General features: G+C 35.8%; 16 protein-coding genes and 1 other annotated feature. Of the genes, 14 read left to right on the top strand and 2 right to left on the bottom strand.

Annotation, left to right across the window (positions count from 1 at the left end; all coding sequences use genetic code 11):
- Positions 1-140: 140 nt before the first annotated feature.
- The 12 genes from minC (at position 141) to pheA (ending at position 9,904) form a co-directional block, all read left to right on the top strand.
- Positions 141-836, top strand: coding sequence for a septum site-determining protein MinC (gene minC, locus LC087_RS08310; protein WP_226542144.1), 696 nt, complete (start codon positions 141-143; stop codon positions 834-836).
- A complete protein-coding gene (minD, locus tag LC087_RS08305; protein WP_306020620.1) occupies positions 829-1,635 on the top strand; it encodes a septum site-determining protein MinD in 807 nt (268 codons plus the stop codon). The genes minC and minD overlap by 8 nt, the downstream gene beginning before the upstream one ends.
- Before the next feature lie 392 nt (positions 1,636-2,027).
- Positions 2,028-2,786, top strand: coding sequence for a M23 family metallopeptidase (locus LC087_RS08300; RefSeq protein WP_226542142.1), 759 nt, complete (start codon positions 2,028-2,030; stop codon positions 2,784-2,786).
- Positions 2,779-3,639: a M50 family metallopeptidase gene (locus tag LC087_RS08295; RefSeq protein ID WP_226542141.1), complete on the top strand. Its 861-nt coding sequence runs from the start codon at positions 2,779-2,781 to the stop codon at positions 3,637-3,639. Before LC087_RS08300 ends, LC087_RS08295 begins: the two co-directional genes overlap by 8 nt.
- A gap of 72 nt (positions 3,640-3,711) precedes the next feature.
- On the top strand, positions 3,712-5,124 hold the full coding sequence (locus LC087_RS08290; protein WP_226542140.1) for an Rne/Rng family ribonuclease: 1,413 nt from the start codon (positions 3,712-3,714) through the stop codon (positions 5,122-5,124).
- Between the two features lie 60 nt (positions 5,125-5,184).
- Positions 5,185-5,318 (top strand) — a sequence feature (ribosomal protein L21 leader region).
- A 12-nt stretch (positions 5,319-5,330) separates the two neighbouring features.
- Positions 5,331-5,639, top strand: a complete 309-nt coding sequence (gene rplU / locus LC087_RS08285; protein ID WP_226542139.1) for a 50S ribosomal protein L21 — start codon at positions 5,331-5,333, stop codon at positions 5,637-5,639.
- Positions 5,636-5,977 carry a ribosomal-processing cysteine protease Prp gene (locus LC087_RS08280; protein ID WP_226542138.1) on the top strand — a complete coding sequence of 114 codons (342 nt, stop codon included), beginning with the start codon at positions 5,636-5,638 and terminating at the stop codon, positions 5,975-5,977. Before rplU ends, LC087_RS08280 begins: the two co-directional genes overlap by 4 nt.
- 15 nt (positions 5,978-5,992) lie before the next feature.
- Positions 5,993-6,283 (top strand): 50S ribosomal protein L27, encoded by a 291-nt coding sequence (gene rpmA / locus LC087_RS08275; protein ID WP_226542137.1) that lies wholly within the window; start codon positions 5,993-5,995, stop codon positions 6,281-6,283.
- A 186-nt stretch (positions 6,284-6,469) separates the two neighbouring features.
- On the top strand, positions 6,470-7,012 hold the full coding sequence (locus LC087_RS08270; RefSeq protein WP_226542136.1) for a Spo0B C-terminal domain-containing protein: 543 nt from the start codon (positions 6,470-6,472) through the stop codon (positions 7,010-7,012).
- Positions 7,013-7,034: 22 nt separating this feature from the next.
- On the top strand, positions 7,035-8,321 hold the full coding sequence (gene obgE / locus LC087_RS08265) for a GTPase ObgE (protein ID WP_226542134.1): 1,287 nt from the start codon (positions 7,035-7,037) through the stop codon (positions 8,319-8,321).
- A 199-nt stretch (positions 8,322-8,520) separates the two neighbouring features.
- The gene (locus LC087_RS08260; RefSeq protein ID WP_371932663.1) at positions 8,521-8,994 is read left to right on the top strand and encodes an ACT domain-containing protein; all 474 of its coding nucleotides are present in this window, start codon (positions 8,521-8,523) and stop codon (positions 8,992-8,994) included.
- Positions 8,995-9,049: 55 nt separating this feature from the next.
- Positions 9,050-9,904: a prephenate dehydratase gene (pheA, locus tag LC087_RS08255; RefSeq protein ID WP_306020614.1), complete on the top strand. Its 855-nt coding sequence runs from the start codon at positions 9,050-9,052 to the stop codon at positions 9,902-9,904.
- Between the two features lie 46 nt (positions 9,905-9,950).
- Here pheA and LC087_RS08250 read toward each other — a convergent pair whose 3' ends face one another.
- Together LC087_RS08250 and LC087_RS08245 are read right to left on the bottom strand one after the other, a co-directional pair.
- A complete protein-coding gene (locus LC087_RS08250) occupies positions 9,951-10,499 on the bottom strand; it encodes a transcription repressor NadR (protein WP_226542180.1) in 549 nt (182 codons plus the stop codon).
- A 39-nt stretch (positions 10,500-10,538) separates the two neighbouring features.
- Positions 10,539-11,732, bottom strand: a complete 1,194-nt coding sequence (locus tag LC087_RS08245; protein ID WP_306020613.1) for an IscS subfamily cysteine desulfurase — start codon at positions 11,730-11,732, stop codon at positions 10,539-10,541.
- Positions 11,733-12,152: 420 nt separating this feature from the next.
- Here LC087_RS08245 and nadB point away from each other — a divergent pair, with 420 nt between their 5' ends.
- Positions 12,153-13,718 (top strand): L-aspartate oxidase, encoded by a 1,566-nt coding sequence (gene nadB / locus LC087_RS08240; protein ID WP_226542127.1) that lies wholly within the window; start codon positions 12,153-12,155, stop codon positions 13,716-13,718.
- 1 nt (position 13,719) lies between these two features.
- Positions 13,720-14,553: a carboxylating nicotinate-nucleotide diphosphorylase gene (gene nadC, locus LC087_RS08235; RefSeq protein WP_226542126.1), complete on the top strand. Its 834-nt coding sequence runs from the start codon at positions 13,720-13,722 to the stop codon at positions 14,551-14,553.
- Positions 14,554-14,569: the final 16 nt, after the last annotated feature.

Here is a 14,569-nt window from a genome sequence, read left to right as displayed (position 1 = left end):
TGTACGGAAAACAAACTATTTTAATGATTAAAACTGTAAATTATAGATATCGAACATTTTTTGAAGTTTTTAAATAACCTTTTAAAGGATATCCAAAAGATCACGTCGAATTTGTATATGTATATTGAGGTGAGGACACCGTGAAAGTGCAAAAACAGCAAAATGTCACGATAAAAGGGACTAGAGATGGATTAACACTTCATATTAATGATCGATGCTCATTAGATGAAGTGCTAATAGAATTAGAACATGTATTAAACCAAAAACAGTATGATAAGGAGAATGGTCCATTAATTACGGTTAATGTGAATGTAGGAAATCGTTATTTAACTAATGCCGATGAAGAAAAGATTAAAACGATCATTCGAAAGAAGCCTAATCTAACCGTTCAATATATTAATAGTGATATTATGACGAAAGAAGAAGCTGAAAGATGGAAAGAGGAATCAGAAGTAACAACTGTTGTGAAAATTGTTCGTTCAGGACAAGTTTTACATGTTGAAGGTGATTTGCTGCTAGTTGGTGATGTTAATCCTGGTGGAAAAGTAATTGCCAATGGGAATATATTTATAGTGGGTGCATTAAAAGGATCTGCACATGCGGGATTTAAGGGAGACGGACAAGCTGTTATAGTGGCATCTGTTATGAATCCTATGCAACTAAAAATATCGAATATTATTAATCGTGCTCCTGATCAAAATGAAGATAGTTCGAGAATACATATGGAATGCGCCTATATAAACGATGAAGAGAAAATTGTCATTGAGCGTTTACAACAGTTGTCTCATATAAGGCCTAATTTAAGTAGGTTTGAAGGAGGAATAAATGGTGGGTGAGGCTATCGTTATTACTTCAGGAAAGGGCGGAGTTGGAAAGACGACTACCTCTGCCAATTTAGGAACGGCATTGGCCATACTTGGAAAAAAAGTGTGTTTAGTCGATACGGATATTGGTTTAAGAAATTTAGATGTAGTGATGGGTTTAGAGAATCGGATTATCTATGATTTAGTAGATGTTGTAAACGAACGTTGTAAAATACATCAAGCACTTGTGAAAGATAAACGGTTTAATGATCAATTATTCTTGTTGCCAGCAGATCAAACAAGTGATAAATCAGCTGTTACCCCTGAGCAAATGATTAATCTAATCAATGAATTAAAACAAGACTATGATTATATTATTATTGATTGTCCAGCTGGTATTGAACAAGGATTTAAAAATGCTGTTTCTGGTGCTGATAAAGCGATTGTTGTGACCACGCCCGAAATATCTGCAATGCGCGATGCGGATCGTATCATTGGTCTACTTGAACAAGAGTCATCAATTGAAGCTCCAAAGCTGATTATTAATCGAATTCGAAACCATCTTGTTCATGACGGTGATATGCTAGAAGTCGATGAAATTGTTGAACATTTATCAATCGAACTACTAGGTATAGTAGTAGATGATGACGAAGTGATTCGAGCAGCAAATAACGGAGACCCAATTGTTCTGGATGCTAATAATCGCGCATCGATTGCATATAGAAATATCGCTAGAAGAATATTGGGAGAATCGGTTCCACTTCAATCATTTGAGGAAGTTAATAGCGGTGTTTTCTCTCGGATAAAGAAGTTTTTTGGTGTGCGAGTTTAACTTTTACAAGCAATAAAATTTTTATATGAGCGTCAGTAATCTGTTATTCGTTAGGAATAACAGATTACTGACGCTTTTCTTATTGTCTAACTCCAGCGCCCAGCGACGGGTAGCGCTTTCGACGCACAGGAAGTTTTAGCATCAACGTTAGCCACAGGACGTGGCGGTAGTTAGTAGATCCTCTGCTTTAGGGCTTTTCGTGTTTCCTATATCTCATGCGGCGATGCCCAGGACGGGCTAGTGTCAACGTTAGTCACAGGAGGTGACTGTACTTAGTTGACGTTCTATATTCATGTTTCGCTAGATGGACGCATGCGCTTTTCTTATTGGTCATAATCAGGGAGGACAAGTCATAAGATTAAGTAACTTATCAAAAAAAGGATGAATAAAAAATGAATAATCGACGAGCGAGTGAAATTAAAAAGCGAATTGAAAAAAGAAAACGTCAGAAGGTGGAGCGTTATCAAGATAATCAATCAACTGATTTTTTTGATGAAAGAAAATATATGGATGAGCTAAACTCTCCATACATTGTATCCTCAGGTCAACAAAAAGGTGATCATCCTATTTTGAAAATAGATCGGTTTTTATTCAAAATGCTTCTCTCTGCATGCCTTGTTTTAATTGTCGCCATCATTTATAAACAAGACGCTCCTTTTTTTGATAATGCTAAAGTGGTGATTGAAGATACGATGGAACAAGAATTTCAATATGCCATGGTAGCTAATTGGTATCAGGAGCAGTTTGGCTCTCCGCTTGCTTTTTTTGATGGGTCGACTAAAGGTAAAATGGATTCAATCGATTATGTTGTTCCGGCATCTGGGATTGTTACCGAAAGTTTTTTAGATAATGGACAAGGAATCCAAGTGGAAACTGTCAATAAGGAAGTGGAAGCAGTTGGAGAAGGTATTGTCGTCTTCGTTGGAGAGAAAGAAAATCTAGGTCGTACGGTCATCTTACAGCATTCAGACGGAACTGATACTTGGTACGGAGAACTAGGGGATATTCAAGTTTCCTTATATGATTATGTTGATAGAGGATCTTCGCTTGGTAGTGTTAAAAAAGAGGAAGAAGAAAAAGGAACCTATTATTTCGCTATACAAAAAGATGATACGTTTATCGATCCAATACAGGTGATTGATTTTGACTAAATATATAGAGCTAATCATGAAGGTTCACATTCACCCGTTATTATGGGTTGTTATGGGAATTGGAGTAATGACAGGGTATTTCAAGCCTTTATTGATTTTAGTTTTTATTGTGTTTATACATGAAATGGGGCATGCACTATGTGCCTATTTTTATGGATGGAGAATAAAGAAAGTCCTGCTCCTTCCATTTGGAGGTTACGTAGAAGTAGAAGAACATGGAAATCGTCCTATGAAGGAAGAGTTATTTGTAACCATTTCTGGTCCTATTCAACATGTTTGGATGCTAGCGTCTATGTTTTTTCTTTCTCCTTATATTAGCCAGGAATTGATTCAAACCTTTACAATATATAATGTGATGGTTTTTTTATTTAACCTTCTACCTATTTGGCCTTTAGATGGAGGGAAAATTTTATTTATTTTGTTATGTAAAAAATACTCTTTTTATAAGTCCCATCAATACATGCTCGTTGGTTCCCTCTTGTTTATTACGATTCTTGTAATTATTTTATGTTTCTTTGCTATTTCTCAATTAAATAATTGGCTAATTGTGAGCTACTTAATTTACTGTGTTATTTTAGAATATAAACAAAGACAATTTACTTACATTCGTTTCTTATTAGAGAGATATTATGGAAAGAAAAGAGATGCTTTTGCTCTAAAACCTTTAATAGTAGACATAAATGACTCAATAATGGATGTGTTAATTCGTTTTCATAAGGGGTATAAGCATCCGATCATTGTCATGCAAAATGGGGAAAAGGAGTTTGAACTTGATGAAAATGAATTATTGCATGTTTACTTTTCTGATAAAAAGACATCTATTTCGATGACAGATTTAAAATATGTTATATAAATGTACCTTTTAAAAGATCACCCATAGTATTATAATGACAAAATAATACTTGCTAGAAACGAGGGTCCACACTTGCAGAAACAGTTATATATTGAAATGTACCATCAGAGAGAAAGAGTAATTGTAGTAGAAAAAAATCAACTAACAGACGTATTTATAGCAGAAAAAAATGATAACCAACATGTTGGACAAATCTTTAAAGGACGTGTAAAAAAAGTATTGCCAGGCATGCAGGCTGCATTTGTAGATATAGGTAATTCAAAAAATGCCTATTTACATCTTGATGATTTATATGAGTATCAAAAATGGAAAAATGAAAAGTATCAATCTGTAAAAGACAATATCCGTCATCATCTCACAGAAGGACAAGAAATTATTGTTCAAGTTTTGAAAGAAGGAGATGAGCAAAAAGCTCCTAAGCTAACAACAAAAATTGAATTATCGAGCATCCATTTTGTTTATCAGCCATATGGAAATCACTTATCTATTTCAAAAAAAGTTACGGATCATTATGACCGTGAACGTTTGTTAAAGCTCCTAAATGGACGGGGAGGAGGCTGGATTATTAGAACAGCGGCTCTTCAACAAACAAATGATACCCTTATTTGTGAGATTGAGGAATTAAAAAAGAAGTTTAATTCCATTGAACAATCTCAACAGACTCCTCCTTGTTGTCTACATAAAGGGGGTTCTTTTCCTATGCAAATCGTAAAAGAGCTATCTCCCACAAATATTGAGAAAATTGTATGTAATAGTCGTACTATTTATCATCAATTAAAAGAGTCATTATCTCCATTTAATCATATAGAGATCAGCTACCTAAATAGAGAGACATTTATTGATTTTGAACATGACGTTGAAAAGGTTAAAAAAAGAGTCGTCTGGTTGAAGAGTGGGGCATCGATCGTTTTTGATGAAGTAGAAGCCATGACTGTAATAGATGTCAATACAGCAAAGTTCTCGGGTAAGTCTTCTTATACACAAACGATAGTAAAAACAAACGAAGAAGCGGCAAAAGAGATTGTAAAACAAATAAAATTAAGAAATATTAGTGGGATTATTTTAATTGATTTTATTGATATGAAAGACCGAAATGATAAAGAAAAAATATTAAATGTTTTAGAAAGACATTTAAAAAATGATCCAGTTCATACAAAGATCCTTGGCTTTACAGCGTTAAATATACTCGAAATAACGAGGAAGAAAACACGAAAGTCATTGCTCGAACAAACTTCCGTTAAGTGCCCATTGTGTCAAGGTGTAGGGATGATAAAGGCACCTAAAGAATGGGCATTTGAGCTAGAAAGAGAACTTTTTTCTTATCAAAATAGAGATTGTCAGTCTGTTATAATTGATATTCATGAAAGAGTCATGGAACTGTTTGACGACAATTACAAGTCATTTTTAGAGGACAAGCTAGGTTTTTTTATTAGTTTTATTCCTTCATCTCAAGTAGGTTATTCCATTAGGCGGATAAACACATAATATTTACATTGACATTCTTTTTATATATCTGATAATATTGTTATGTTATTGGTTGTAGCACCATTGCTGCAACCGCTTAGGAAAGGTTTTTTAAGATCATTTGGAAGTGCGTGTGCAAAAATAAGGATAAACGAATTCCACTTTTTAAACACCCTACTATATGACACCTTTACCTGGCGAGTCTGAGTCTACTAGGAGGTGCAAAAATGTACGCAATTATTGAAACAGGTGGAAAACAACTTAAAGTTGAAGAAGGCCAAGCAATCTTTGTTGAAAAGCTTAGCGCTGAAGCAGGGGAAGAAGTTACTTTTGATAAAGTACTTTTCGTAGGTGGAGAGAATACAAAAGTAGGAAATCCAACTATTGATGGTGCAACTGTATCAGCAAAAGTTGAAAAACAAGGACGTGCGAAAAAGCTTGTTGTGTTTAAATATAAAGCCAAGAAGAATGTTCGCAAAAAGCAAGGTCATCGTCAACCTTATACGAAAGTTGTTATCGAAAAAATAAACTTATGATCCGTATAAATGTGACACGTTCAGAGGAAGGAAGCATTCAATCTTTTGTACTTGAAGGGCATGCTAAGTTTGATGTTCACGGACAAGATATTGTCTGTTCAGCGGTTTCGGCCATTTCCTTTGGTTCAATTAATGCAGTTCTTTCTTTAACCGGAGTAGAACTAGAGATTGATCAAGGAGGAGAAGGCGGTTATTTGAAATGTGTGATACCAGATGCACTTTCTAATGATCCATCCTTCGATCAAGTGCAATTGCTTTTTGAAGGGATGCTTGTTTCTCTAGGAACGATCGAACTTGATTATGGTGATTACTTAAAGATAACTGATCCTAAAGTATAAAAGGAGGTGGGACTTATGTTGAGATTAGATCTACAGTTCTTTGCGTCAAAAAAAGGAGTAGGTTCTACTAAAAATGGTCGTGACTCTATTTCTAAACGTCTTGGTGCGAAGCGTGCTGATGGACAATTAGTTACAGGTGGTTCTATCCTTTATCGTCAACGCGGTACTAAGATTTATCCAGGTGAAAATGTTGGTCGCGGTGGGGATGATACACTATTTGCAAAAGTAGATGGCATTGTTCGTTTTGAACGTTTCGGACGTGACCGTAAAAAGGTAAGTGTATATCCTGTTGCTAAAGAAGCTTAACAGATAAAAAAACTCTAACCACAATTGGTTAGAGTTTTTTTAGTTTAAATGTAACCTCAAATTTAAATATTTCTATTCAACAGTAGGTTTGTTATAATTTTGATACATATGCTGTTCGATTTTTATAGATAATTATAGAATGACATAGAGAGAAATTGATGGGATATAGAGATTGGGAGTGCATGTATGAATAATAAAAATGAAGAATGGTCTGTACTTGATATTCTTCGACATTCAAGGCATGATTGGATGAATAGGTTGCAATTAATCAAAGGGCATATCGACTTAGGTAAACACGATCAAGTTAAGCATATTATAGAGGAGATTATTATAGAGGCTAAACAAGAAGTCATGTTAACAGAATTAAAAATGAATTCCTTTTCAACTTTATTATTGCTTTACAATTGGAGTAAACATGAAACTCATATAGAATATGAAATAATTGGTAATTCTAAAAATTTATCAAAATACGATAAAGAATTGACAATATGGATTGAAGAGTTTCTTATGGTTTTGAACAAGTATGTTGATTCCAATAAGACAAATCACCTACTTATCACCGTTCAAACAGAGCCTTCTGAAGGTGAAGTATGTTTGTTTTTTGAATTTAATGGAATAATATCAAATACTAAATCATTGACTGATTTTATTACGGCTTCTAAATTTCAAAATGTTTATATAGAACAGTTAAAAACAACGACTTTTTTCATTACACTTACGATTGAATGAAAGAGCAACAGGAGGAAAAAACATGTTTGTTGATCAGGTGAAGATTTACACTAAGGGTGGTGACGGTGGTAATGGGATGGTTGCTTATCGTCGCGAGAAATACGTACCAAATGGAGGACCTGCCGGTGGAGATGGTGGAACAGGAGCGGATGTCATTTTTGAGGTAGATGAGGGCTTACGAACATTAATGGATTTTCGATATAAGAAGCACTTTAAAGCTCCTCGAGGAGAGCACGGCATGAGCAAAAATCAACATGGTAAAAACGCTGAAGATATGATTGTAAAAGTCCCACCAGGAACAGTTGTTAAAGACGATGATACAGAGGAAATCATTGCTGACCTTACAGAGCATGGACAAAGAGCTGTGATCACTAAGGGAGGACGTGGTGGAAGGGGAAACACTCGTTTTGCAACCTCAGCAAATCCAGCACCAGAAATTGCAGAGAATGGTGAACCAGGACAAGAACGATATGTCATATTAGAACTGAAAATATTAGCGGATGTAGGTCTTGTTGGATTCCCTAGTGTAGGGAAATCTACTTTATTATCTGTTGTTTCATCAGCTCGTCCAAAAGTTGGAGCTTATCATTTTACAACAATTGTACCGAACTTAGGTATGGTTGAAACGGATGATGGAAGAAGTTTTGTTATGGCTGATCTTCCGGGTCTCATTGAAGGTGCCCATCAAGGAGTTGGTTTAGGTCATCAGTTCTTACGTCATATCGAACGGACTCGTGTCATTGTACATATTATTGATATGTCGGGAATGGAAGGAAGAGACCCATATCAAGATTATGTAACCATTAATCAAGAGTTATCAGAATATAATATGCGTTTAACTGAAAGACCACAGATTGTTGTTGCAAATAAAATGGATTTACCAGATGCAAAAGACAATTTAGCAATATTTAAAAAGCAAGTAGATGAAAATGTTAAAGTTCTTTCTATTTCTGCTGTTACTCGTGAAGGGGTAAAAGAATTATTATATGAGGTGGCTGATCTTGTCGATCAAACCCCTGAATTTCCTCTATATAGTGAAGAAGAACTTAATCAATCAAGAGTCTTATATAAATATCAAGAAGAAGATAAAGGGTTTGAAATAAAGAGAGATAGTGATGGAGCTTGGGTCCTATCAGGTGAGAAAGTAAGTAAATTGTTTAAGATGACGGATTTCTCTCGTGATGAATCTGTGAAGCGTTTTGCAAGGCAATTACGTAGTTTAGGGGTAGATGATGAGCTAAGAAAAAGAGGAGCGAAGGATGGAGACTCTGTCCGACTCTTTAAATTTGAATTTGAATTCGTTGATTAAAAGAAAAGCGGAAGCGCATTGAACAGCCACGACAAGCATAAGATGCGGAGAAAAGAAAGATGTTCTTTATCTTTTGTTCTCCGTGACGATTGCAGAAGATCTACTAAGAACAGCCACGTCCTGTGACTAACGTAGATCCACCTACTTCCTGTAGGCGTCTCCAGGCTAGGCGCTGGAGCTAGACAATAAAGAAAAGCGGATGCACCCGTTATGGAAAAGGAGGTTTCCTTTGAAAGAAGAAGTATTTTACCTTGTACGTGAGGATGTCTTATCAGAATCCATAAAAAAAACACTAGAAGTAAAAAAATTACTCGAAAGAGGAATGGTCGAATCAGTTCAAGAGGGTGTTCGGAAAGTTGATATGAGCAGAAGTGCATTTTATAAATATCGAGATGCCGTTTTTCCGTTTCATACAATGATTAAAGAACGAATCATTACATTATTCTTTCATTTGGAAGATCGTTCGGGGACATTATCAGATTTATTAGCAGTTGTTGCTCAAGCTGGTTGTAATGTCTTAACCATCCATCAAACCATCCCCTTACAAGGACGAGCAAATGTAACATTGTCTTTAAATGTTAATGGGATGACTGAAGATATTAACACTTTGCTAAATAAGTTAAAAAAACTCGAATTTGTAGAAACTGTTGAAGTATTAGGTTCAGGCGGTTAAGTGAATAATTCATTTGAAAAACCTCTTGAATATCTCTCATAGAGGAGTGAATAAATTGAAGGTTGGGTATTTAGGTCCTGAGGCAACTTTTACGCATTTAGCTGTAACAAAGTTTATGCCTAAGACGGTTGAGGCAATTCCTTATCTAACAATCCCACAATGCATGGACGCGGTCGCTAATAAAAAAGTAGACGTAGGGGTCGTTCCATTAGAGAATGCTATAGAGGGGTCTGTCAATTTAACTATTGATTATTTAATCCATGAGCAACCCTTGTCACTAATTGGTGAGATGATTCTACCTATTAACCAGCATTTAATGGTTCATCCCGATAACAGGAACCAACTTGATAAGGTTGAACAAATATATTCTCATTCTCATGCTATCGCTCAATGTCATAGATTTATTCACGAAAACTTTCCTAATGTCGATATCCATTATACGAATTCAACAAGTGCAGATGCACAGTTCGTTTTTAATCACCCGGAAAGTAAAATAGCGGCAATTGCCAATGAGTTATCATCATATAAGTATGACCTCCATATTGTGAAGGAAAACATTCATGATTACCATGAAAACCATACTCGTTTTGCTGTTTTAAACGTTGAACAAAAAGATCCTCTGTGTCTTTTTAAAGAAAATAAGACAAAAACAACATTAGCTGTTATGCTTCCCGAGGATGATCATTCGGGAGCTCTTCACCTAGTATTATCAGCATTTGCTTGGCGAAAGCTTAACTTGACTAAGATTGAATCAAGACCTATGAAGACTAAATTAGGAAATTATTTTTTTATTATTGATATTGATCAAGGAATGGATGTTGTCCTTATCCCGGGAGCAATAGCAGAATTAGAGGCATTGGGATGTAAGGTAAAATTGATAGGCTCTTATCCTACTATTCAATTAACTTAAAAAGCTGAATCTATCACTTGATTCAGCTTTTGCATAACTATTTGTGTTATTCTTCTTCGTTTAAAAGAAATTTTGCTGCTTGTAATTCTTTGAAGGCAGATTCAAGTTTTTCTTTTGAGTCTGCAACTAATGTGTGCATATGAACGCCATCGGTAAGCTCAGATAAATAAGAGGCTTTTGTACGATTAATCTTATGGATGAATTCTTTTACTTCTTGACGATTACTTACCATAATAGAAGCCGTTAAATCTCCATACACGGGGTGTTCTATTATGACGTCCTTTACAGTAACACCGTGATCGACAATCATAAACAATTCGTTTTGAACATCAATAGGTTTATGTTTTGCAACGATTAATCTTTCGAAACATTGGGTAGTACCGTTCAACTGGTGATGTTGATATAAATAACCTTGACTAGTAGCTATAATTGGCGCACCTTTTGCTTTTAAAAGAGAGATGTCCCCAACAATTACTTGTCTACTTACGTTTGTCCTCTCAGCTATCATTCTACCTATGACTGGATGATGACTGTTTTTTAGCCAATCAAGAATAAATTCTCTTCGCTCTTCTCCTAGGATCTTGTTCAACTGTATCCCTCCGTTTCATTAATGTTTAATATGAAGCGCCCATGTTTATTGATGAAATTCTTCAATTATTTGTTCAATAGATTTTGAAAATTTGTTTATATCTTCTTCTGTAGTTTGGATACCAAATGATACTCGAATAAACTGCTGGGCATCCTGTTCATTAAATCCCAAACTGGTGATTACTGGAGAAGGTTTTTGGAGTCCTACTTGGCAAGCGCTCCCAGTTGAAATAGCAATCCCTTTTCGATTACATTCAAGCATACTCCACTGTCCTTCAATTCCGTGCACAATCATACCGATGATGTGTGGGAGTTGATGTTCAGATTCAATTACTTGAACAGATGGAGGGAGTTGCTTTTTTAGAGTTTCTCTATAAGAAAGATGTTGTTTTTGATTTTTTTCATACATTGGTAATAGCTCGGATAATGCAGTAACAAAAGCTGTAATCGATGGGACATCCACTGTTCCGGCCCGGAAACCATTTTCGTGGGTAGTCGATAAAACGGGTCTTATCCAATGTTTTGTTGGATCTAAATAAATCGCACCACAGCCTTTAGGACCATAAACTTTATGGCTAGAAAAAGTGTAAGCATCAGCTCCAATATCTTCTACATTTAAAGGGATTTTTCCTAAGCTTTGAACACAATCACAGTGAAAGAATATAGCGTGTTCTCGAGCAAGAGAGGAAATGCTTTTAATTGATTGAATAGCTCCAATTTCTGAATTTGCATGTTGAATACTGATAAGAGCCGTATCAGGACGAATTTTTTTATTTATATCTTCTATTTTTATTGTGCCATTAGATTTCGGACTAACGAAAGTGACTTCATATCCTTGTTCTATTAGCTTTTTCATATAATTAGAAATGCTAGAATGCTCTAATTCGCTTGTGATAATATGCTTTTTTTTGCTATTTGTTTCAAGAAGAATATCAATGGCTAAACGATTTCCCTCTGTTCCACCTGATGTAAATATGATGCCTTCTTTGACACCGCCAATAAAGGAGGATAACTTTTGGCGACATGTTTCTAATAAATCATTCACCTTACTTCCTTCATCATGTAAAGAGCTCGGATTAGCGAAATAATTTTGCGCTACTTTAGTGTACACTTGCAAGGCTTTTTCAGAAATAGGGGTTGTGGATGCATAGTCTAAATATATCATTGGTAGCTCCTTTATATCATAGAGTAATTGCTTCTCAAATCTCCATATTTTGTATTGAGCAATGCCAGTCTTCATACTAGAAACACGACTCACATTAATTTCAGATTCTTAAACACGTGCTTCCGTCTTTCTGATGTCTAGCTTCAGCCCTTACATCGGAGACGCCTCCAGTAGGGAGGTAGATCTACGTTTGCCACAGGACGTGGCAGTAGTTAGTAGGTCCTCTGCTTTATGGCTTTTCGTGTTTCCTTTATCTCATGCGGCGATGCACAGGAAGTGCTAGCGTCAACGTTAGTCACAGGACGTGACTGTACTTAGTTGACGTACCTTTTCACCTGCGTCGCTAGACGGGCGCATGCGCTTTTCTTATAGTTGACAAAGTTTTGGTTCTTAATAGAATAGATAGAGTAACTGGAAAAGAAAAAACTCTTGTCATTATTTTAATTTTATGTAAACATAGGTGTCAAGACAGGTGAAAAAACAGGAGGGTCTAGTGTGGCTAGACATGATGTTATAATTATAGGTAGTGGGATTGCTGCGTTATCTTTGGCTGCTCAAATATGTGAAAAAATGAACGTTTTAGTATTCACAAAGTCCTCTCGTGAAGAAAGTAATTCTATTTTAGCACAAGGCGGTGTAGCAGCGGTTATTACAGAAGATGACGATTTGTCGTTACATGTAAATGATACCATAGAAGCAGGTGTCAATCATAATTCAGAAGAGGCTGTTCAGTTTTTAGTAGATAAAGGTTCTAAAGTGGTTAAAAAGCTAATTCAAGAAGGTTTTCCTTTTGATAAAGATCTAAATGGTAATATTTTGTTAGGAAGAGAAGGAGCTCATCAAAAAAATCGAATTGTTCATGCTGGAGGCGATCAAACAGGTAAAGCCTTGACAAGTTATTATTTAAATCGAGTAAAGGGCATGGTCGAATTAAAAGAAGAACATATGGTCATCGATTTAATAGTAACTCAAGGTCATTGTGTTGGTGTAAAAGCTGTCGATCAAAAAGGTGAAAGAAACGAGTATTTTGCAGAGCACATCGTTTTAGCTACTGGAGGATGTGGAGCGCTCTATTCTTATACTTCTAATCAGCAGGTGATGACTGGAGATGGTTTAGCTATAGCCTATCAAGCAGGGGCTAGGTTATCAGATCTTGAATTTTTACAATTTCACCCCACTATGTTATATGTGGATGGTTACTGTAAAGGACTCATATCTGAAGCGGTTAGGGGTGAAGGAGCTTACCTAGTTAATGAAGATCATCAACGTATCATGCAAGGTCTTCATAAATTGGAAGACCTCGCTCCAAGAGATGTTGTAGCTAGAGCAATCTTTCAGGAGCGTAAACTAGGAAAAGATGTATATTTAAATGTATCTCCTATAAAAAAATTTGAAAAGAAATTTCCGACTATATATTCCATGTGTCAAAGGAATGGAATAGCAATTGAAGACGGGTTGATACCGGTTGCTCCAGGTATGCATTTTTTAATGGGAGGAGTAGAAACGGACTTAAAAGGAAGGACATCTATTCCAGGGTTATATGCGATTGGAGAAGTTGCCAATACGGGTGTTCATGGTGCGAATCGTTTAGCCAGTAATTCGTTACTTGAAGGACTGGTTTTTGGTGAGAGCCTAGGCCAATGTCTTCTTCAAGAACCGAAGGGAAAAAGAGATCATTTGATCCCATCCAATACAGTAAAACCTATTGTAGTTCATAAAATTAAATTGCCAACTAAAAATGAAATTCAGCAGGTGATGTCATTATATGTAGGCATCGAACGTGATGAAAAAGGACTTAAGAAAGCAAAAAGTTGTTTTGAAACTTATATTAATCAGTCTTCTTTTTGGGATATAAATGTGAATGAGTTCACAATAGAGGAATTGGAAATTCGTAATATGTTAATTGTTAGCTATTTAATTACAAAATCAGCTCTACAAAGGAAAGAAAGTCGTGGCGGACACTTTCGATTGGATTTCCCTTCGAAAGATAATGTTAATTGGGGAAAAGTGAAAGTGGTCCACTCAAATGAAACAATTAAAAGTAAGGTAGGTGTTGGCTAATATGAACAAGGTTTTAATGAAAAAATACCTTCGTAATTTCTTTATAGAAGATATAGGTGAGGGGGATGTGACGAGTGAATCCATTTTTCCCTTTAAGGATAAAAGTAAGGCTTTTATGATTGCAAAGGAAAATGGTGTTTTCTCAGGTCGTCAAGTAATACGAGAAGGATATACAATTATTGATTCTTCAGTAGAGGTCAATCAATTGATCAATGATGGGGAAGCTGTTTCAAAAGGCGATGTGATTGCTGAAATAACTGGTTCTTCTCAATCAATCCTTCAAGGAGAACGTGTTATTTTAAATTTGATTCAAAGAATGAGTGGTATTGCAACGTTAACAAACAAAGCAGTTGCTACCACCAATTCTGATCACACACGGATATGTGATACGAGGAAAACGACACCGGGCCTACGAATGTTTGAAAAGTATGCGGTAACGTGTGGAGGAGGTTTTAATCATCGATTAGGACTTTATGATGGAGTGATGATTAAAGATAACCATATTGCCTTTTGTGGCTCGATAGAAGAATCTGTTAAATTGGTCAGGTCAAAATTAGGTCATATGGTCAAGGTTGAGGTAGAAATAGAATCCGAACCGCAATTAATAGAGGCTATAAAATCTGGTGCTGATATTATTATGTTTGATAATCGCACGCCAGAAGAAGTAGAAAGGTTTGTTGAAATGACGCCAAAGTCAATCACAACTGAAGCTTCAGGTGGTATTACATTTGAAAATTTACGAGAGTATGGTCAGACCGGTGTTGACTACATTTCATTAGGGATGTTGACACATTCTGCAAAATCTTTGGATATTAGCTTAAATGTGAATAAATAGGAAACGAGGGGGAGCT

Origin of the sequence: Bacillus carboniphilus (genome assembly GCF_020524035.2) — a bacterium.
Classification (GTDB): domain Bacteria; phylum Bacillota; class Bacilli; order Bacillales; family JAIVKR01; genus Bacillus_CC.
Note: the sequence above shows the minus strand (reverse complement) of the source record. Positions and strands in the feature narration are given on the sequence as shown.

Excerpts from the sequence above, each read along its gene's own strand:
- LC087_RS08300 (WP_226542142.1), top strand. The coding sequence starts at position 2,028 with ATGAATAATCGACGAGCGAGTGAAATTAAAAAGCGAATTGAAAAAAGA.
- rplU (WP_226542139.1), top strand. The coding sequence starts at position 5,331 with ATGTACGCAATTATTGAAACAGGTGGAAAACAACTTAAAGTTGAAGAA.
- LC087_RS08280 (WP_226542138.1), top strand. The coding sequence starts at position 5,636 with ATGATCCGTATAAATGTGACACGTTCAGAGGAAGGAAGCATTCAATCT.
- rpmA (WP_226542137.1), top strand. The coding sequence starts at position 5,993 with ATGTTGAGATTAGATCTACAGTTCTTTGCGTCAAAAAAAGGAGTAGGT.
- LC087_RS08270 (WP_226542136.1), top strand. The coding sequence starts at position 6,470 with ATGAATAATAAAAATGAAGAATGGTCTGTACTTGATATTCTTCGACAT.
- obgE (WP_226542134.1), top strand. The coding sequence starts at position 7,035 with ATGTTTGTTGATCAGGTGAAGATTTACACTAAGGGTGGTGACGGTGGT.
- LC087_RS08260 (WP_371932663.1), top strand. The coding sequence starts at position 8,521 with ATGCACCCGTTATGGAAAAGGAGGTTTCCTTTGAAAGAAGAAGTATTT.
- LC087_RS08245 (WP_306020613.1), bottom strand. The coding sequence starts at position 11,732 with ATGAAGACTGGCATTGCTCAATACAAAATATGGAGATTTGAGAAGCAA.
- nadC (WP_226542126.1), top strand. The coding sequence starts at position 13,720 with ATGAACAAGGTTTTAATGAAAAAATACCTTCGTAATTTCTTTATAGAA.